We start from the raw sequence: 255 nt of genomic DNA on the forward strand, positions 1-255 counted from the left end.
TAGTCGAGCTGATAGTGGAATCCTTTGGAAACAGGAGCCATAGCGGGTGATAGCCCCGTACACGAAATCAGAGCGGTGGTACTAAGCGTACGACAAGTAGGGCGGGACACGAGAAATCCTGTCTGAATATGGGGGGACCATCCTCCAAGGCTAAATACTCGTAATCGACCGATAGTGAACCAGTACCGTGAGGGAAAGGCGAAAAGAACCCCGGGAGGGGAGTGAAATAGATCCTGAAACCGTGTGCATACAAAC

Annotated in this window: 1 rRNA gene; it reads left to right on the plus strand. The window is 51.4% G+C overall.

Features of this window, described 5'->3' with window-relative positions:
• Nucleotides 1-255: ribosomal RNA gene (locus H3H37_RS25530) — 23S ribosomal RNA — on the plus strand; the annotation flags it as partial.

The sequence above is a fragment of the Rugamonas brunnea genome, from assembly GCF_014042345.1.
Lineage (GTDB): Bacteria > Pseudomonadota > Gammaproteobacteria > Burkholderiales > Burkholderiaceae_D > Rugamonas > Rugamonas brunnea.